The sequence below is a fragment of the Ornithinimicrobium sp. CNJ-824 genome, from assembly GCF_001942405.1.
Classification (GTDB): domain Bacteria; phylum Actinomycetota; class Actinomycetes; order Actinomycetales; family Dermatophilaceae; genus Ornithinicoccus; species Ornithinicoccus kibberensis.
This window is the reverse complement of the sequence record NZ_MKKA01000004.1, coordinates 39,630-56,980: the sequence shown is the minus strand read 5'-3', so window position 1 is coordinate 56,980 and position 17,351 is coordinate 39,630. Positions and strand designations below refer to the sequence as shown.

General features: G+C 73.0%; 14 protein-coding genes, 3 tRNA genes and 2 pseudogenes. 15 read left to right on the top strand and 4 right to left on the bottom strand.

From position 1 onward, the window contains the following. Positions 1 to 12: 12 nt before the first annotated feature. On the top strand, positions 13 to 1,368 hold the full coding sequence (locus BJF81_RS01905; RefSeq protein WP_075956923.1) for an MFS transporter: 1,356 nt from the start codon (positions 13 to 15) through the stop codon (positions 1,366 to 1,368). A gap of 127 nt (positions 1,369 to 1,495) precedes the next feature. Beyond that, positions 1,496 to 2,718: pseudogene (gene rocD, locus BJF81_RS01900) on the top strand (ornithine--oxo-acid transaminase). A gap of 74 nt (positions 2,719 to 2,792) precedes the next feature. Here the strand turns inward: rocD and BJF81_RS01895 are convergent. Together BJF81_RS01895 and BJF81_RS01890 are read right to left on the bottom strand one after the other, a co-directional pair. Then, positions 2,793 to 4,862 carry an acyl-CoA dehydrogenase family protein gene (locus tag BJF81_RS01895; protein ID WP_083663920.1) on the bottom strand — a complete coding sequence of 690 codons (2,070 nt, stop codon included), beginning with the start codon at positions 4,860 to 4,862 and terminating at the stop codon, positions 2,793 to 2,795. Positions 4,863 to 4,891: 29 nt separating this feature from the next. After that, positions 4,892 to 5,560 carry a TetR/AcrR family transcriptional regulator gene (locus BJF81_RS01890; protein ID WP_083663919.1) on the bottom strand — a complete coding sequence of 223 codons (669 nt, stop codon included), beginning with the start codon at positions 5,558 to 5,560 and terminating at the stop codon, positions 4,892 to 4,894. A 106-nt stretch (positions 5,561 to 5,666) separates the two neighbouring features. Here BJF81_RS01890 and BJF81_RS01885 point away from each other — a divergent pair, with 106 nt between their 5' ends. From BJF81_RS01885 to BJF81_RS01845, 9 genes are all read left to right on the top strand, one after another. Continuing rightward, on the top strand, positions 5,667 to 6,959 hold the full coding sequence (locus BJF81_RS01885) for an acetyl-CoA C-acetyltransferase (RefSeq protein WP_075956921.1): 1,293 nt from the start codon (positions 5,667 to 5,669) through the stop codon (positions 6,957 to 6,959). A gap of 2 nt (positions 6,960 to 6,961) precedes the next feature. Then, positions 6,962 to 8,383 carry a 3-oxoacyl-ACP reductase gene (locus tag BJF81_RS01880; protein ID WP_075956960.1) on the top strand — a complete coding sequence of 474 codons (1,422 nt, stop codon included), beginning with the start codon at positions 6,962 to 6,964 and terminating at the stop codon, positions 8,381 to 8,383. Continuing rightward, the gene (locus BJF81_RS01875; protein WP_075956920.1) at positions 8,383 to 9,273 is read left to right on the top strand and encodes a MaoC/PaaZ C-terminal domain-containing protein; all 891 of its coding nucleotides are present in this window, start codon (positions 8,383 to 8,385) and stop codon (positions 9,271 to 9,273) included. Before BJF81_RS01880 ends, BJF81_RS01875 begins: the two co-directional genes overlap by 1 nt. Before the next feature lie 165 nt (positions 9,274 to 9,438). Next, positions 9,439 to 9,511: transfer RNA gene (locus BJF81_RS01870), tRNA-Thr, on the top strand. A gap of 33 nt (positions 9,512 to 9,544) precedes the next feature. Further along, a tRNA-Met gene (locus BJF81_RS01865) sits at positions 9,545 to 9,621 on the top strand. A gap of 42 nt (positions 9,622 to 9,663) precedes the next feature. Continuing rightward, positions 9,664 to 9,831 (top strand): 50S ribosomal protein L33, encoded by a 168-nt coding sequence (gene rpmG / locus BJF81_RS01860; protein ID WP_075956919.1) that lies wholly within the window; start codon positions 9,664 to 9,666, stop codon positions 9,829 to 9,831. A gap of 129 nt (positions 9,832 to 9,960) precedes the next feature. After that, positions 9,961 to 10,407 (top strand): FAS1-like dehydratase domain-containing protein, encoded by a 447-nt coding sequence (locus BJF81_RS01855; protein ID WP_075956959.1) that lies wholly within the window; start codon positions 9,961 to 9,963, stop codon positions 10,405 to 10,407. Next, the gene (locus BJF81_RS01850; protein ID WP_075956918.1) at positions 10,407 to 10,817 is read left to right on the top strand and encodes a MaoC/PaaZ C-terminal domain-containing protein; all 411 of its coding nucleotides are present in this window, start codon (positions 10,407 to 10,409) and stop codon (positions 10,815 to 10,817) included. Before BJF81_RS01855 ends, BJF81_RS01850 begins: the two co-directional genes overlap by 1 nt. An 89-nt stretch (positions 10,818 to 10,906) precedes the next feature. Further along, complete coding sequence (locus tag BJF81_RS01845) at positions 10,907 to 11,983, top strand: UDP-N-acetylmuramate dehydrogenase (protein ID WP_237769961.1); 1,077 nt, start codon at positions 10,907 to 10,909, stop codon at positions 11,981 to 11,983. 45 nt (positions 11,984 to 12,028) lie between these two features. On the opposite strand, the gene BJF81_RS01840 is transcribed toward BJF81_RS01845, so the two are convergent. After that, positions 12,029 to 13,069: an adenosine deaminase gene (locus tag BJF81_RS01840; protein WP_075956916.1), complete on the bottom strand. Its 1,041-nt coding sequence runs from the start codon at positions 13,067 to 13,069 to the stop codon at positions 12,029 to 12,031. 85 nt (positions 13,070 to 13,154) lie between these two features. On the opposite strand from BJF81_RS01840, the pseudogene argG reads away from it, so the two are divergent. Next, positions 13,155 to 14,605, top strand: a pseudogene (gene argG / locus BJF81_RS01835) (argininosuccinate synthase). 103 nt (positions 14,606 to 14,708) lie between these two features. On the opposite strand, the gene BJF81_RS01830 reads toward argG, so the two are convergent. Next, positions 14,709 to 15,932, bottom strand: coding sequence for a pyridoxal phosphate-dependent aminotransferase (locus BJF81_RS01830; protein WP_075956915.1), 1,224 nt, complete (start codon positions 15,930 to 15,932; stop codon positions 14,709 to 14,711). A gap of 108 nt (positions 15,933 to 16,040) precedes the next feature. Here BJF81_RS01830 and BJF81_RS01825 point away from each other — a divergent pair. The 3 genes from BJF81_RS01825 to nusG all read left to right on the top strand — a co-directional run bounded on the left by BJF81_RS01825 (position 16,041) and on the right by nusG (position 17,344). Continuing rightward, a tRNA-Trp gene (locus BJF81_RS01825) sits at positions 16,041 to 16,113 on the top strand. 68 nt (positions 16,114 to 16,181) lie between these two features. Beyond that, entirely contained in the window at positions 16,182 to 16,430 is a 249-nt protein-coding gene (gene secE, locus BJF81_RS01820; protein ID WP_075956914.1) for a preprotein translocase subunit SecE, read from the top strand. Positions 16,431 to 16,498: 68 nt separating this feature from the next. Further along, the gene (gene nusG, locus BJF81_RS01815) at positions 16,499 to 17,344 is read left to right on the top strand and encodes a transcription termination/antitermination protein NusG (protein WP_075956913.1); all 846 of its coding nucleotides are present in this window, start codon (positions 16,499 to 16,501) and stop codon (positions 17,342 to 17,344) included. Positions 17,345 to 17,351: the final 7 nt, after the last annotated feature.

The following is a 17,351-nucleotide window of genomic DNA, read 5'->3' as shown; positions in this document are numbered from 1 at the left end:
GGATCAGCGACCATGTCGACGGCGACGCCCCCGGGCGCGGATCCGCCTGAGCAGGCCCCCACCCGCGCGGAGCGGATGGGGCGCCTGCCCTACACCCGCGAGCACACCCGCACCCTGCTGGGTGCGGGCACCGGCTGGGCGCTGGACGCCATGGACGTGGGGCTCATCTCCTTCGTCGGCCTGGCCATCGCCACGTCCTGGGACCTGACGCGCACCGAGCAGTCCTGGCTGCTGTCCATCGGGTTCGTCGGCATGGCGATCGGGGCCACCTTCGGCGGGATGCTCGCGGACCGCTACGGGCGCCGCACCGTGTTCGCCCTCACCCTGCTCGTCTACGGCGTGGCCACCGGGGCCTCCGCCCTGGCGACCGGCCTGGCGGTGCTCCTGCTGCTGCGCTTCCTCGTCGGGCTCGGCCTGGGGGCCGAGCTGCCCGTGGCCTCCACGCTGGTGAGCGAGCTCTCGCCCACGCGCATCCGCGGCCGGATGGTCGTGGCCCTGGAGTCGTTCTGGGCCGTCGGCTGGCTGCTGGCCGCGCTCGTCGGCTTCTTCGTCGTGCCGCGGTTCGAGGGCGGCTGGCGCTACGCGTTCGCCATCGGGCTGGTCCCCGCCCTGTGGGCGGTCGTGATCCGGTGGGGCCTGCCGGAGTCCCCGCTGTTCCTCGAGCGGCGCGGCCGTGCGCAGGAGGCCGAGGCGGTCGTGCGCCGGTTCGAGGACTCCGCCGGGGTCGAGCCGCCCGCCCGCAGCCGCCCGCTGCCCCCGGTCCCGCCGAAGACGCCCGGGCAGCTGTGGTCGCCGACCTACCGGCGGCGGACGCTGGGCATCTGGCTGGTCTGGTTCTGCGTCAACTTCTCCTACTACGGGGCCTTCATCTGGCTGCCCAGCCTGCTCTACGCCCAGGGCTACGACCTGGTCCGCTCCTTCGGCTACACGCTCGTCATCACGCTGGCCCAGCTGCCCGGCTACGCCCTGGCGGCGGTCCTGGTCGAGGTGTGGGGACGCCGCGTGACGCTGGCGTCCTTCCTCGTCGGGTCGGCGGTCTCCGCCGGTCTGTTCGGCGTCGCCGACGGCACCACCCAGGTCCTGGCCGCGGGCATGGCGCTGTCCTTCTTCAACCTGGGGGCCTGGGGCGCGCTGTACGCCGTCACCCCGGAGATCTACCCCACCTCGGTCCGCGGGTCGGGCGCGGGGGCCGCGGCCGGCTTCGGCCGGATCGCCTCCATCGTGGCACCGCTGTCGGTCCCCGCCCTGCTCGTCCTGTGGGGCAACGCCGGACTGTTCGCCCTGTTCGGGGGCACCTTCCTCGTCGGGGCCGTCGCGGCATACCTGCTCCTGCCCGAGCGGGCGGGGGAGAGCCTCGACGCGACCTGACCCGGTCTTTGCATACTTATTCTTGACACTGCATACTTTCCCCACAGGTCCGTCGGCGCTGCCGGACCGCGCGCCCTGCCGACCCGCACCCCGGTCCACCACCGGCCCCACCCCTAGGATGACGACCATGACGCAGCTGTCGACCAACCAGGACTTCATCGACCTCGAGAACAGGGTCGCCGCCCACAACTACAGCCCGCTGCCCGTCGTCGTCGAGCACGCCGAGGGGATCTGGGTCACGGACGTGGAGGGCCGCCGCTACCTCGACGCGCTGTCCGGCTACTCGGCGCTGAACTTCGGCCACCGTCACCCCGCGCTGGTGCAGGCCGCCAAGGACCAGCTCGACCGCTCCACCCTGACCAGCCGCGCCTTCCACAACGACCAGCTGGGCCCGTTCTGCGCCGCGCTGTCCGAGCTCGTGGGCAAGGACATGATCCTGCCGATGAACACCGGGGCCGAGGCCGTGGAGACCGCGCTGAAGATCGCCCGGAAGTGGGGCTACCTCGTCAAGGGGGTGGAGGCGGACATGGCCGAGATCATCGTCATGGACGGCAACTTCCACGGCCGCACGACCACGATCATCTCCTTCTCCGACGACCCGGAGGCGCGCGACCACTACGGCCCCTACACCCAGGGCTTCGTCTCGGTGCCCTACGGCGACCTGGCCGCGGTGGAGGCCGCGATCCACGACAACACCGTCGCGGTGCTCGTGGAGCCGATCCAGGGCGAGCAGGGCGTGAAGATCCCCAAGGAGGGCTTCCTGCCCGGTCTGCGCGAGCTGTGCACCGACCGCAACGTGCTGATGGTCGCCGACGAGATCCAGGCCGGCCTGGGCCGGGTGGGCACCACCCTGGCCTGCCAGTACGAGGGCGTCGAAGCGGACGTCTACACCCTGGGCAAGGCGCTCGGCGGCGGCATCGTGCCGGTGTCGGCGGTCGCCGCGGACGCCGACGTCATGGGGGTCATCACGCCGGGCACCCACGGCTCCACCTTCGGGGGCAACCCGCTCGCGGCGGCGGTCGGCAAGGCTGTCTGCGACCTGCTCGCCTCGGGTGGGCACCAGGAGAACGCCCGCGCCTGGAGGGCCAGTTCCGCCAGGCCCTGGAGGCCCTCGTCGGGCAGGGCGTCGAGGAGGTGCGGGTGCGCGGCCTGTGGGCCGGCGTCGACATCGACCCCGGGCTGCTGTCCGGCAAGGAGGCCTGCAAGGCGCTCGCGGTCAAGGGCGTGCTGGCCAAGGACACGCACGGCTCGACGATCCGGCTGGCCCCGCCGCTGACGATCACCGCAGAGGAGCTGAAGATCGTCACCGACGCGCTGGCCGAGGTGGTCGCCGAGGCCCGCCAGGGCTGAGACGCGCCCGGCCGCACCGACCCGTCGGGCTCACCTGAACCCGTCAGGTCCGTGCGGCCGGACGTGTCGGCCGGTCAGACCGGGGTGGTGCCCGGGGTCCAGCGGGCCGGGTCCTGCGACAGCATCGCCGAGCCCAGCCAGGCCTCGGGCACGCCCATGCCCTCGACGAGCCCCAGGGCGTGCGGCCGCAGCTCGCCGCACAGCGTGTTGATCTGGGCGGTGACCGCCTTGGTGCGGGCCGCCGACATCCGGTTGTGCGCCTGGAACCACCCGGAGTCGGCCTCGATCGAGGTCAACGCGTAGAGGGTGCACAGCCGTTCGAGAACGTCGCGCACCTCGCCGTCCTCGCAGGCCTCGATGCCCTCGACGAAGGCCTCGAGCACGATCCGGTCCATGTGCGTGCGGGCCGCCATGAGCACGTGGTCCTGGGCGTCGTTGAACGCCGCGAAGGAGTCCTCGTCCTTGGCCCGGGACCGCAGCCGGTTGGCGAGGGTCTGCAGGACGTGCTTCTCCCGGTCGACGAACATCGACAGGTGCCATCCCCGGTCGAGCAGGGTCTCGTCCTCGGACCGGCGGGCGGCGGCCGCGACGAGCCGGTTGACCAGCGGCCGGACCGCGGTGGCCTCGACGACCTGCCCACCGATCATCCGGGCGCCGGCGGCCACCATGCCGCGGGTGTCCAGGTCTCCCCACATCTCCTGGTAGCCCGTGAGCAGGCCCTTGGCCACCAGCTGCAGCAGGACCGTGTTGTCGCCCTCGAAGGTGGCGAAGACGTCGGCGTCGCCGCGCAGGACGGTCAGCCCGTTCTCGGCCATGTACCCCGCCCCGCCGCACGCCTCCCGGCACACCTGGATCGTGTCGTTGGCGAAGCGGGTGACGACGGCCTTCAGCCCGGCGGCCCGGGTCTCCAGCTCGCGCTGGGCGACCTGGACCTTCTCGGAGGCCTCGTGCAGCTCCTGGAGCCGGTCGACGCACTCGTTCAGGGCGAAGGTGTGCGCGTAGGTCGTGGCGATCGCCGGCAGCAGCTTGCGCTGGTGGGCCCGGTAGTCCATGAGGAGGACCTCGTCGTCGCGGCCGGGCGCGTCGAACTGCCGTCGTCGCAGGGCGTAGCGGGTGGCGATCGACAGGGCCTTGCGCGAGGCGACCCCGGCGCCGACGCCGACGCAGATGCGTCCCCGGACCAGGGTGCCGAGCATCGTGAAGAACCGCTTGCTGTCCCCCTCGATGTCGGAGACGTAGCGCCCCTCGTCGTCGATGCCGCCGTAGCGGTCCAGCAGCATCCGGCGGGGCACCCGCACCTGGTCGAAGGTCATCGTCCCGTTGTCGACGCCGAGCAGCCCGCCCTTGTGGCCGTTGTCGCCGAGGGTGACCCCCGGCATCGGGCGACCCTGCTCGTCCCGGACCGGCACCAGCACGACGTGGACGCCGTGCGAGACGCCGTCCACGACCAGCTGGCCGTAGACGGCCGCCATCCGGGCGTCCCGGGCGGCGGCGCCGATGTAGGTCTTGGTCGCCGAGGGGGTGGGGGAGTGCACGACCAGCTCGTCGGTCCGCGGGTCGTGGGTGATCGTCGTCTCCAGGGAGGCCACGTCCGACCCGTGCCCGAACTCGGTCATCGCGTAGGAGCCGATCTGCTCCGTCGAGATGACCGGCGGCAGGAACTCCTCGTGGTGGCGGTCGGTGCCCAGGGAGGTGACCGCCCCGCCGTAGAGCCCGAAGTGCACGCCGGACTTGACGGTGACCGACAGGTCGCCGTGGGCGGTCATCTCGAAGTCGACGCAGGAGCGGCCGACGTCGTCCAGCCCGCCGACCGAGGTCGGGAAGCCGGTGCCGCCCAGGCCCAGCTCCAGCAGCGAGCGCAGGGTCTGCACCGTCCAGTCGCGGGCCTCCTCCATCGACAGCGAGGGGTCGCGGACCATGAGGTCGGCCGGCAGGGTGCTGCGCATCAGCTCCCGGACGGGGCCGTAGCGGCCGGCCGTGGCCCGGCGCAGCCCCTCGCCGAGCGGGGTCAGCTCCTCGGTGGTGCGCACGGTGGTCGCGCCCTCGCCGGCCGCGGCCGTCATCGGCACCTCCGGTGCTGCCGGGTCGGTGGGGGGCGCGGGGGCCTGGGGGGAGCTGGTCGCCTGGGTGGTGGTCTCGGTCATCGTGGTCCTCCGGTATGACGTGGAGCTGGTCACGGGTGGGTGTCGGTCAGGGCGGGGCGCAGCAGGGCCACGACCGCCCCGGTGAGGGTCTCGGCGTCCTGGGCGTCCTCGCCCGGACGGGTCAGCCGGTGCTCGGAGGCCGAGCGCACCATCCCGACCACCATGTGCCCCCACAGGGGGGCCAGCGTGGCGGCGTCGGGGTGGCCGACCGTCTCGAGGTGCTCCCGCAGGATGGCGCCCAGCTGCTCGGCGATGCGGTCGGTGAGCTGGTGGACCGGGTCGGCCGGGTCGACCTCGGTGGTCTCCAGCGGACGGGTCATGACGAAGCGGTAGATCTCGGGGTCCTGCTCGACCAGACGCAGGTAGGACCGGACCATGGCCGCGATCCGTTCGACGACGTCGTCGCCGGTCGCCCGGGCCTGGGCCAGGTCGGCCAGGATCCGGCCGTCCACCGCCTCCACGACGGCCCGGTAGAGCCCGGCCCGGTCGCCCAGGTGCCGGTAGAGCACGGTCTTGCTCGTGCCCGCCTCGGTGGCGATCTCGTCCATCCCCACGCCGGCCCCGTGCGCCCGCACGGCCCGCAGCGCGGCCTCGACGAGCTGGCGGCGGCGTTCCGTGCGGTGGGCCTCCCAGCGCACGTCGCGTCCGTCCCGCACCCCAGGGACGGGGGCGCGACGAGGGCGGCCGACGGTGGTCATGCGGTTCACAGTACCGTGTACCGGCCGTATCGGCTACAGTCGGTACCGGATACCTGTTCCGCCCATGTCGTGCCGGCCCGGTGCCGGCCCGTCCCGAGGAGAGTCGATGCCCGACCAGCCCACCCCGCGAGACGCCGTCGTCGTCGGCGGCAACCGCATCCCGTTCGGCAGGGCCAACGGGGCCTACGCCGCCGCGTCCAACCAGGCCATGCTCACCGCGGCCCTCGACGGCCTCGTCGCCCGCTTCGGGCTGGCCGGCGAGCGGATGGGGGAGGTCGCCGCCGGCGCCGTGCTGAAGCACTCGCGCGACTTCAACCTCACCCGCGAGGCCGTGCTCGGCTCGGCCCTGGACCCGACCACCCCGGCCTACGACCTGCAGCAGGCCTGCGGCACCGGCCTGGAGACCGTCATCCAGGTGGCCAACAAGATCACCCTGGGCCAGATCGAGGCCGGCATCGCCGGCGGGGTCGACTCGGCCAGCGACGCCCCGATCGCCGTCGGCGAGGGCCTGCGCAAGGCGCTGCTGAAGGCCGGCGCGGCCAAGACCCCCCTGGACCGGGTCAAGGCGCTGGCCGGCATCCGGCCCGGCGACCTCGCCCCGGAGACCCCCCGCAACGCCGAGGTGCGCACGGGGCTGTCCATGGGCGAGCACCAGGCCCGCACGGCCAAGGAGTGGGGCATCACCCGGGAGGCCCAGGACGAGCTGGCCGCCGCGAGCCACCACAACCTGGCCGCCGCGTGGGACGCGGGCTTCTTCGACGACCTGGCCACCGGATTCCTGCGGCTCTCCCGCGACGAGGGCCTGCGGCCGGACACCTCCGTGGAGAAGCTGGCCACGCTCAGCCCGGTCTTCGGCAAGGGCGAGGGCGCGACCATGACGGCGGGCAACTCCACGCCCCTGTCCGACGGGGCCGCCACGGTCCTGCTGTCCAGCCGCGAGTGGGCCCAGGAGCGGCACCTGCCCGTCCTGGCCCGCTTCGTCGACGCCGAGGTCGCCGCGGTCGACTACGTCTCCGGCGACGAGGGTCTGCTCATGGCCCCGGCCTACGCCGTCCCCCGGCTGCTGGCCCGGCAGGGGATGAGCCTGCAGGACTTCGACCACTACGAGATCCACGAGGCGTTCGCCTCCACGGTCCTGGCCACCCTGGCCGCGTGGGAGAGCGAGGAGTTCGCCCGCGACCGGCTCGGTCTGGACGCCCCGCTGGGCTCGATCGACCGCTCCAGGCTCAACGTCCACGGGTCCTCGCTCGCCGCGGGGCACCCCTTCGCCGCCACCGGCGGCCGCATCGTGGCCACCCTGGCCAAGCTGCTCCACGAGAAGGGCCCGGGCTCGCGCGGGCTCGTCTCCATCTGTGCCGCCGGCGGCCAGGGCGTCGTCGCGATCCTGGAAGGGTGCTGACCATGGCCGACCTCGTGCAGCTGCTCACGTCCAACCCGCTCGCCCGTCAGCTGGGCGTCCCCCAGCCCACCCGGCTGCGCCGCGGCCGGGACCTGCCGACCGGCCCGGTCGTCGTCGGTGCCGCCGGCGGGGCGCCGACCCTCGTGCGCCGGACCCTGGACGTCCTGGGGGTGGCCGCCGACGACGCGCTGGTCGACACGCCGCAGACGCGGGTGACCGAGACGACCGACGAGGGCAGGACCCGGCAGGTGCCGGCGCCCTACCCCGGCGCGGTCGGCGCGGTGCTCGTCGACGCGACCGCCGCGACCGCCATCGAGGACCTGGAGGCTCTCCGGGGGGTCCTGCGTCCCGCGCTCAGGGCCCTCGAGGCCTCCGGCCGGGTGGTCGTCGTGGGCGTCGAGCCGGAGACGGCCGGCGGTCCCGTGGCGGTCGCCGTCCAGCAGGCCCTCGAGGGCGTGGTCCGCAGCGTGGGCAAGGAGCTGCGCAAGGGCGCGACCGCCAACCTGGTGCGCGTCGACCTGCTCACCGACGCCCCCACCACCGCGACCGACCTGGCCTCGACCCTGTCCTTCCTCCTGGAGGGACGGTCGGCCTACGTCTCCGGGCAGGTGCTGCACGTCGGCCACGCCGACGAGGCACGCGTCCGCGAGATCACCTCCCAGCGGCCCTTCGAGGGCCAGGTGGTCGTGGTCACCGGCGCCGGTCGTGGCATCGGCGCGAGCATCGCCGAGACCTTCGCCCGGGACGGGGCCATGGTCGTGGCGGTCGACGTCCCGGCCGGCGGCGAGGGCCTGTCCCAGGTGGCCAACCGCATCGGCGGCACCGCCCTCCAGCTGGACATCACCGCCGCCGGCGCCGGGCAGCGCATCGCCGGCCACGTGGCCCAGCGGTTCGGCGACGCCGCACGCATCCACACGATCGTGCACAACGCGGGCATCACCCGCGACCGCCTGCTGGTCAACACCGACGAGGAGCGGTGGGGCAGCGTGCTGGAGGTCAACCTGGCAGCCCAGGTCCGGATCAACGAGGTCCTGCTCGACCCCGACCTGCCCGGCGGGCTGGACGACGGCGGACGGATCGTCGGCGTCGCCTCCACCTCCGGCATCGCCGGCAACCGCGGCCAGGCCAACTACGCTGCCTCCAAGGCCGGCGTGATCGGCCTGGTCCGGGCGATGGGCGCGGACGAGCGGCTGGGCGCCCGTGGCATCACCGTCAACGCCGTCGCTCCCGGGTTCATCGAGACCGAGATGACGGCGAAGATCCCGGTGGCCACCCGGGAGATCGGCCGACGGATCAACTCCCTGCAGCAGGGCGGCCGGCCGGTCGACGTCGCCGAGACGATCGCCTGGTTCGCCCAGCCCGCCAGCGCCGCCGTGACCGGCCGGGTGCTGCGGGTCTGCGGCCAGTCGCAGCTGGGGGCGTGATGACCGACGTCGACGTCCGTCTGCTCGACGGACCGCCCCGCATCCCCGCGCTCCTGGCCCGGGCCGTGGTCACCAGCCGCGGCCGCACGGGGGCCGACGGGGCCCTGCCGAGCCACCGGCTCGTCCTGCCCGGCGTCGAGCAGGACCTCGCCCGCCTGCGGGACTACTGCGAGGTCACCGGCGACGTCCTGGGCGACACCGTGCCGGCCACGTGGCTGCCCGTGCTCACCTTCCCCCTCCAGGTGCAGCTGATGGCCGACCGGTCGTTCCCGTTTCCGATGGTCGGGATGGTGCACGTGGCCAACACCATGACGCTGCACCGACCGGTGCGGGCCGCCGAGACCCTGGTGCTGTCCAGCTGGGCCGAGAACGTCCGGCCGCACCGCCGGGGCAGCACCGTCGACCTGTGCGGCGAGGTCCGCGTGGGCGACGAGGTGGTCTGGGAGGGCCGCAGCACCTACCTGGCCCGCACGTCCTCCCCCCAGGAGGCCACGTCCGTGGGCCAGGGGGGATCCGACGGAGGCGCCGCCCCGGAGGTGGCGGGCGCGGAGGCCGAGGACCGTGGGCTGCCGACCACCGAGATGGCCCGCTGGCGGTTGCCGGCCGGCCTGGGGCGCCGCTACGCCGCCGTCTCCGGCGACGCCAACCCGATCCACCTCACGGGGCTGACCGCCAAGGCGCTCGGCTTCCCGCGCGCGATCGCCCACGGCATGTGGACCCACGCCCGGGTCCTCGCCGCGGCCAGGTCGAGGGTCCCGGAGGTGGCCACCGTCGAGGTGCAGTTCGTCAAGCCGGTCCTGCTGCCCTCGACCGTCGTCCTGCGCGGCGAGCTCCAGGCGACGGCGGCCGGTTCGCGGTCACCGACCGTGACGGGGGCAGGCTGCACCTGACCATGCAGGTCACCGCGGCTCCCGCGGCCACCGGCCGGGACGCCGAGCACGGCTGATCCGGGCCGGCGACCGTGCCGGGCGGTCGGGTTTTGGACTGCCCGGCACGGTCGTGTAAAGTTGCGGATCGCTGCCTGCGGGCCGGTTGGCCGGCAGGAACGACAGCCCGCCCCCATAGCTCAGTCGGCAGAGCGTCTCCATGGTAAGGAGAAGGTCAACGGTTCGATTCCGTTTGGGGGCTCTGGCAGGACGATCCGTCAGGATCGCCGCCCGAGGCGGGATAGCTCAGCTGGTTAGAGCGCACGACTCATAATCGTGAGGTCGCGGGATCGAGCCCCGCTCCCGCTACCACCCCGACAGCACCACCCCATCGTCTCGAGAGCAGGTTGCACCGTGGCCAAGAGCACCGACATCCGCCCCAAGATCACCTTGGCGTGCACCGAGTGCAAGGAGCGGAACTACATCACCAAGAAGAACCGGCGCAACAACCCCGACCGGCTCGAGATGGCGAAGTTCTGCCCCCGCTGCGGCAAGCACACCGCCCACCGCGAGACCCGCTGACGCTGCTGCGCCACACGAGGCCGTCACCCCAGGAGGGTGACGGCCTTCGTCGTCCCCGGGTATGACGTGCGCCGCCGGGCGTCGACGTCGCACCGGGACCGCCGCACCCGCCCCGATAGGCTGACGCGCATGGCCCTCAACACCGACTTCGCCGGCCGGGAGTACCCGCCGGCCGGACCGTTCCCGGTCAGCCGCGAGGAGATCGCCGACTTCGCCGCCGCCGTCGGCGCCACCGCTGCGGCCCACCGCGACCCGGCGGCCGCGCAGGCGCTGGGGCACCGCGACGTCGTCGCCCCGCCGACCTTCGCCGTCCGGCTCGCGCAGCGGTGCGAGGCGCAGCTCGTCCAGGACCCCGAGGCCGGCATCGACTTCACCCGGGTCGTCCACGGCGAGGAGGGCTTCACCCACCACCGGCCGATCGTCGCCGGCGACGTCCTCACCGGCGTGCTGCACGTGGACCGCATGCGCGAGGCCGGTGGGCACGGCATGGTCTCCACCCGCGTCGAGCTGACCGACGACGGCGGTCGGCCGGTGACGACCGTCACCTCCACGATCGTCGTCCGGGGGGAGTCCTGATGAGCGAGCTGACCACCGACGCTGCCGCGCTGACCCGCACGGTCCCCGTCGACCGCGCCCGCCTCCTCGACTACGCCGCCGCCTCCGGGGACCAGAACCCGATCCACCAGGACACCGCCGCCGCCCGCGCGGCCGGGCTCGAGGACGTCATCGCGCACGGCATGTGGACGATGGGCGCCGCGCTCGACGTCGTCACCGCCTACGTCGGCGGCGACCCCGGCAGGGTGCTGTCCTGCTCCACGAAGTTCACCGGCATGGTCGTGGTGCCCGAGGACGCGACGGTCGAGATCCACGTCGAGGGAGCCGTGAAGAGGACCGACGAGGCCGCGGGCACCCAGACCCTCGAGCTGACCGTCACCAGCGGAGGACGGAAGGTCCTCGGCCGGTGCCAGGCCGTGGTCCGCGCATGACCGCTCCCCAGGGATCCGCCCCCGTGGACCCCGGCACCGCCGCCGGAGGGGGCGGCACGGCATACCCTTCCCTCGCCGACCTGACCACGATGCACGTCGGCGGGCCGCCGCGCCGGCTCGTCCCCGTCACCACCGAGACCGAGCTGGTCGAGGCGGTGCGGGAGGTCGACGCGGCGGGCGAGCCGCTGCTGGTCGTCGGCGGCGGGTCCAACCTGCTGGTGGCCGACGAGGGCTTCCCCGGGACGGTCGTCCACGTCCGCACGTCGGGGATCGAGGTGCCCCACGACAGCGCCTGCGGGGGAGTGACCGCCACGGTCGCCGCCGGCGAGGTCTGGGACGACGTGGTGGCGCACGCGGTCGAGCACGGGTGGTCGGGCATCGAGGCCCTCTCCGGCATCCCCGGTTCCACCGGGGCGACCCCCGTGCAGAACGTCGGTGCCTACGGCCAGGAGGTCGCGCAGACCATCGCCTCGGTCCGGGTATGGGACCGCGTCGAGCAACGGGTCCGGACCCTCTTCGCCGCGGACCTGCAGTTCTCCTACCGGCACTCGGTCCTCAAGGAGTCGATGCTGGGGGAGGGCGCGCCCGGCGGTGCCGTCACGCCGCGCCACGTCGTCCTCTCGGTCACCTTCTCGTTGCGCCCGACCGAGCTGTCCCAGCCGGTCCGGTACGCCGCGCTCGCGGACGGCCTGGGGATCGCCCTGGGGGAGCGAGTCCCCCTGGCCGACGCCCGGGCCGCCGTGCTCGAGCAGCGGCGGCGCCGCGGCATGGTGCTCGAGGCGGGCGACCACGACACCTGGTCCTGCGGGTCGTTCTTCACCAACCCGGTCCTCGGGCTCGACGAGATGGCCCGGCTGCGGGCACGGGCGGCCGCACGGCTCGGCCCCGACGCGCCCGCCCCGCCGGAGTTCCCCGGCGGCGACGAGGAGCACGTCAAGACCTCGGCGGCCTGGCTGATCGAGAGGGCCGGCTTCGGCAAGGGGTACGCCACCCGCGACGGGCGGTCGGCCGGGCTGTCGACCAAGCACACCCTGGCCCTGACCAACCGCGGCTCCGCGCGGGCCGAGGACGTGCTCCAGGTGGCGCGGGAGGTGCGCGACGGCGTCGACGAGGCGTTCGGCGTGCGCCTGGTCAACGAGCCGGTGCTGGTCGGTCTGCAGCTCTGAGGTCCGCCCCGTCCGCGGGGCCACCCACGGTGCTCCTCGGTGCCGTCAGCCCGTGACCGGCCTGTCGCCGAGCCACGCGTCGACCGCGCCGAGCAGCTCGGCCTTCACCGCCACGGGGGCCGACGACCCGCGGATGGACCCACGGGCCAGCTCGGCCAGCTGCTCGTCGGTCAGGCCGTGGTCCTGGCGGGCGCTGTCGTACTGCGCGACCAGGCGGTGGCCGAACAGGAGCGGGTCGTCCGCGCCGAGGGCGACCCGGGCCCCCGCCTCCAGCAATCCCCGCAGCGGCACGTCGGCCAGGGTCGGGTAGACGCCCAGCGCGACGTTGCTCGTCGGGCACACCTCGAGGGTGACCTGCTCCTGCACCACCCGGCGCAGGACGGCCGGGTCCTCGACCGCACGGACCCCGTGCCCCAGGCGGTCCGGCACCAGGTGCTCGAGGGCGACGTCCACGTGGTCGGCGCCGAGCAGTTCACCGGCGTGCGGCACGCTGGAGAGCCCGGCCCGGGCTGCGATCCGGAAGGCCGCGGCGAACTCGCTGGTCGTCCCCCGACGCTCGTCGTTGGACAGCCCGAACCCGACCACCGTCCCCGCACCCTCCCCGGCGTGGCGGGCCGCCAGCCGGGCCAGCGTCCGTGCCTCGAGCGGGTGGCGCATCCGGCTGGCGGCGACCACGACCGCGACCTGGGTGCCGGTCGTGGCGCTCGCGGCCCGGGCCTCGTCGAGGACGATCTCCAGGGCCGGCGTCAGGCCGCCGACGTACGGTGCGTAGGAGGTCGGGTCGACCTGGAGCTCCAGCCACCGCGAGCCCTCGGCCGCGTCGTCCTCGGCCGCCTCGCGGACGATCCGTCGCAGGTCGTCCTCGGTGCGGACGCAGGCCCGGGCGGAGTCGTACAGCCGCTGGAAGCGGAACCAGCCGCGCTCGTCCTGCCCCGAGAGCCGCGGGGGCCAGTCCGTGGTGAAGGCGTGCGGCAGCCGCATCCCGTGCCGCTGCGCCATCTCGCGCACGGTGGAGACCCTCATCGACCCGGTGAAGTGCAGGTGCAGGTGCGCCTTGGGCAGCTCCGCGACGGACCTCTCGACCATGAGCCATGTATACCTGCTCACCCCCTCGGGTGCCGCTGACCTGCGGATTGCATATCTATGCGCGACAACGCATACACTGTGGTGCATGTCCAAGGTCTTGACGAGCATCCCTGTCGGTGAACGTGTCGGGATCGCCTTCTCCGGCGGTCTGGACACCTCGGTGGCGGTCGCGTGGATGCGGGAGAAGGGCGCCGTGCCCTGCACCTACACGGCCCACATCGGCCAGTACGACGAGCCGGAGATCGACACCGTCCCGGCGCGAGCGCAGGAGTACGGCGCCGAGATCGCCCGCATGGTCGACTGCGCCCCGAGCTGGTCGAGGAGGGCCTGGTCGCCCTCGCCTGCGGCGCCTTCCACATCCGCTCCGGCGGTCGGACCTACTTCAACACCACGCCGTTGGGCCGGGCCGTGACCGGCACGATGCTCATCCGGGCGATGAAGGAGGACGGCGTCAACATCTGGGGCGACGGCTCCACCTTCAAGGGCAACGACATCGAGCGGTTCTACCGCTACGGCCTCCTGGCCAACTCCCAGCTGCGCATCTACAAGCCGTGGCTGGACGAGGCCTTCGTGCACGAGCTGGGCGGCCGCGACGAGATGAGCCAGTGGCTCTCCGAGCGCGACCTGCCCTACCGGGCCAGCAAGGAGAAGGCCTACTCGACCGACGCCAACATCTGGGGCGCCACCCACGAGGCCAAGAAGCTGGAGCACCTCGACGTCGGGATCGAGCTCGTCGAGCCGATCATGGGCGTGCGCTTCTGGGACCCGGAGGTCCAGATCCCCACCGAGGACGTCACGATCGCCTTCAAGGACGGGCGTCCGGTCGCCATCGACGGCGACGACTTCGACGGGGACGCGGTCGCGCTCGTCATGAGGGCCAACGAGATCGGCGGCCGGCACGGGCTGGGGATGGCCGACCAGATCGAGAACCGCATCATCGAGGCCAAGTCCCGCGGGATCTACGAGGCACCGGGGATGGCGCTGCTGCACATCGTCTACGAGCGCCTGGTCAACGCGGTCCACAACGAGGACACGATCGCGGCCTACCACGACCAGGGCCGGAGGCTGGGCCGGCTCATGTACGAGGGCCGCTGGCTGGACCCGCAGGCGCTGATGATCCGCGAGTCCCTGCAGCGCTGGGTCGCCTCGGCGGTCACCGGCGAGGTCACCCTGCGGCTGCGGCGGGGGGAGGACTACTCGATCGTGGGCACCGAGGGGCCGGCGTTCTCCTACCACCCGGACAAGCTCTCGATGGAGCGGGTCACCAACGCCGCCTTCGGGCCGACCGACCGGATCGGTCAGCTGACCCTGCGCAACCTGGACATCGCGGACTCGCGGGCGCGCCTGGAGCAGTACGTCGGGATGGGCCTGCTCGGCAGCGGCGGGGCGGCCGCGTCCGCGATGGGGCTGGCCACCACCTCGCTCGTCGGGGAGCTGACCCCCGGCGGCGCCGAGCGCATCGCCGGCGGCGTGGGGCCGACCGAGGACGAGGAGGAGGCCCTCGACTGGGCCGCGATGGAGTTCGGCACGGACTGACATCGCTGGAAACGACGAAAGTCGCCCGGAACGGGGGAGATTTCCCCTGCTCCGGGCGACTTTCGTTGCCTCGGGCCGTCCGGCCTCCGGTCGCCCGACCGGGTCAGCGGGCCTCGCCCAGCAGCGCCTGGATCCGGCCGACGCCCTCGGTGAGGTCGTCGTCGCCCAGGGCGTAGCTCAGCCGCAGGTAGCCGCTGGGTCCGAACGCCTCGCCGGGCACGACCGCGACCTCGACCTCGTCGAGGATGAGGGCGGCCAGCTCGGCGGAGGTCCGCGGCGTACGGCCACGGATCTCCTTGCCGAGCACGCCCTCGACCGAGGGGTAGGCGTAGAAGGCGCCCTGGGGCACGGGGCAGTGCACCCCCTCGATCTGGTTGAGCATGTCGACCATGAGACGTCGCCGGCGGTCGAAGGCCGTGCGCATCTCGTCGACGGCGTCCAGCGACCCCTCCAGCGCGGCGATCGCCGCCCGCTGGGAGACGTTGGCGACGTTGGAGGTGGCGTGGCTCTGCAGGTTGGTCGCCGCCTTGACGACATCCGTCGGGCCGATCATCCAGCCCACCCGCCAGCCGGTCATCGCGTAGGTCTTGGCCACCCCGTTGAGCACGACGCAGGTGTCCGCCAGCTCGGGCACGACGACCGGCATCGAGGGCGCCTGCGCCCCGTCGTAGAGGAGGTGCTCGTAGATCTCGTCGGTGACCACCCAGATGCCGTGCTCCAGGGCCCACCGGCCGATCGCCTCGACCTGCTCGGGCGGGTAGACCGCACCGGTGGGGTTGGACGGGGAGCAGAAGAGCAGCACCTTGGTGCGGTCGGTGCGGGCGGCCTCGAGCTGCTCGACGGTGACCAGGTATGCCGCGTCGGCCCCGGCGAAGACCTCCACCGGAACCCCGCCCGCGAGACGGATCGCCTCCGGGTAGGTGGTCCAGTAGGGGGTGGGCAGGACGACCTCGTCGCCCGGGTCGAGCAGGGTGGCGAAGGTGTTGTAGACCGCCTGCTTCCCGCCGTTGGTGACGAGCACGTTCGCCGGCTCCACGGCATACCCCGAGTCGCGCTGCGTCTTGGCCACGACAGCCTTCTTCAGGTCGGGCAGGCCGCCGGCGGGGGAGTAGCGATGGTTGACCGGGTTGCGGGCCGCCTGGACCGCCGCCTCCACGACGTAGTCGGGGGTGGGGAAGTCGGGCTCGCCCGCGCCGAAACCGATGACCGGTCGGCCCTCGGCCTTGAGCGCCTTGGCCCGGGCGTCCACCGCCAGGGTGGCGGACTCGGCGATGGAGCCGATCCGGGCGGAGATGCGGGTCCTGGGGGTCTGGGTCTGCTCGCTCACCCGCCCATCTTTGCACCTGGGGAGGGGCTCACGTAGACTGCCTGTTCGGGTGTTCGCACCGTGCGCCAGCCTGCCACCCCGCGGCGGTCGGCGCAGCGCACCCGGTGAAGGGCATTAGCTCAATTGGTAGAGCACCGGTCTCCAAAACCGGCGGTTGGGGGTTCGAGTCCCTCATGCCCTGCGCGAGCGGTCGGGTCCGAGGTCCGGACGCCGGCCGCGCATCATCTACAGCACGAGGAGAGGCGATCCGTGGCGAACCCGGCCCACGACACCGAGGGTGTCGCGCGTGGCGGCCCGACCGGCACCGGTCAGCCTGCCCGCCCGTCGTCCTTCGTCGAGCAGGTTCTGGCCGAGCTGCGCAAGGTCGTCCAGCCGACGCGGCAGGAGCTGATCACCTACACCATCGTGGTGCTCGTCTTCGTCGCGGCGGTCATGGGCTACGTGTTCGGCCTGGACCAGATCTTCCGCTGGCTGATGGGCGTCGTGTTCGCCTCCTGACCAGCAGCACCCGAGCACCCGCGCCGCGACCGTGGTCGCGACGACGACACCGTATGAGGAAGTAGGGCATGGCCGAGCAGACCCCCGAGACCGACGTCCGCCTGGGCGCCGGCGACCCCTCCGTCGACGAGGGCAGCGCCGAGCAGTCCGTGCAGGAGGCCGACCTGGCGGCGGCCGAGCGCTTCGACGACGCCGAGGACGACCCCCAGACCGCCGAGGAGGACCCGCAGACCGTCGAGGACGAGGACGCCGCCGACGACGCGGAGGTCGCCGACGACGAACCGGCCGACCCGCTGGAGGAGTTCAAGTCCGTCCTGCGGGGCAAGTTCGGCGACTGGTACGTCGTGCACTCCTACGCCGGCTACGAGAACCGGGTCAAGCACAACCTCGAGACCCGGATCACCAGCCTCAACATGGAGGACTACATCTTCGAGGTGGAGGTCCCCATGGAGGAGGTCACCGAGATCAAGAACGGCCAGCGCAAGCAGGTGCGCCGCGTGCGGATGCCCGGCTACGTGCTGGTCCGGATGGACCTCACCGACGAGTCCTGGGGCGCCGTGCGGCACACGCCGGGCGTCACCGGCTTCGTCGGCAACGCCCACCAGCCGGTGCCGCTGAGCATCGACGAGGTCGTCTCCATGCTGGCGCCCACCTTCGAGACCCCCTCGGCAGGCGGGACCGCCGGCGCCTCCGGCGCAGCCGCCTCCGGCGCCGCTGCGGGCGGTGCCGCGACCGGCACCCCGGTGGACTTCGAGGTCGGCGAGTCCGTCACCGTCATGGAAGGGCCCTTCGAGACCCTGCCGGCGACGATCTCCGAGATCATCCCCGAGAGCAACAAGCTCAAGGTGCTCGTGTCCATCTTCGGCCGCGAGACCCCGGTCGAGCTGTCCTTCAACCAGGTCGCCAAGCTCTAGCCGCTGC

What these genes read in the sequence shown, in the direction of transcription:
- BJF81_RS01875 (WP_075956920.1), top strand. Translation starts at nt 8,383, where the DNA reads ATGACCGACGTCGACGTCCGTCTGCTCGACGGACCGCCCCGCATCCCC.
- BJF81_RS01890 (WP_083663919.1), bottom strand. Translation starts at nt 5,560, where the DNA reads ATGACCACCGTCGGCCGCCCTCGTCGCGCCCCCGTCCCTGGGGTGCGG.
- BJF81_RS01840 (WP_075956916.1), bottom strand. Translation starts at nt 13,069, where the DNA reads ATGGTCGAGAGGTCCGTCGCGGAGCTGCCCAAGGCGCACCTGCACCTG.
- BJF81_RS01895 (WP_083663920.1), bottom strand. Translation starts at nt 4,862, where the DNA reads ATGACCGAGACCACCACCCAGGCGACCAGCTCCCCCCAGGCCCCCGCG.
- BJF81_RS01855 (WP_075956959.1), top strand. Translation starts at nt 9,961, where the DNA reads ATGGCCCTCAACACCGACTTCGCCGGCCGGGAGTACCCGCCGGCCGGA.
- BJF81_RS01885 (WP_075956921.1), top strand. Translation starts at nt 5,667, where the DNA reads ATGCCCGACCAGCCCACCCCGCGAGACGCCGTCGTCGTCGGCGGCAAC.
- BJF81_RS01880 (WP_075956960.1), top strand. Translation starts at nt 6,962, where the DNA reads ATGGCCGACCTCGTGCAGCTGCTCACGTCCAACCCGCTCGCCCGTCAG.
- nusG (WP_075956913.1), top strand. Translation starts at nt 16,499, where the DNA reads ATGGCCGAGCAGACCCCCGAGACCGACGTCCGCCTGGGCGCCGGCGAC.
- BJF81_RS01905 (WP_075956923.1), top strand. Translation starts at nt 13, where the DNA reads ATGTCGACGGCGACGCCCCCGGGCGCGGATCCGCCTGAGCAGGCCCCC.
- BJF81_RS01845 (WP_237769961.1), top strand. Translation starts at nt 10,907, where the DNA reads ATGCACGTCGGCGGGCCGCCGCGCCGGCTCGTCCCCGTCACCACCGAG.
- BJF81_RS01850 (WP_075956918.1), top strand. Translation starts at nt 10,407, where the DNA reads ATGAGCGAGCTGACCACCGACGCTGCCGCGCTGACCCGCACGGTCCCC.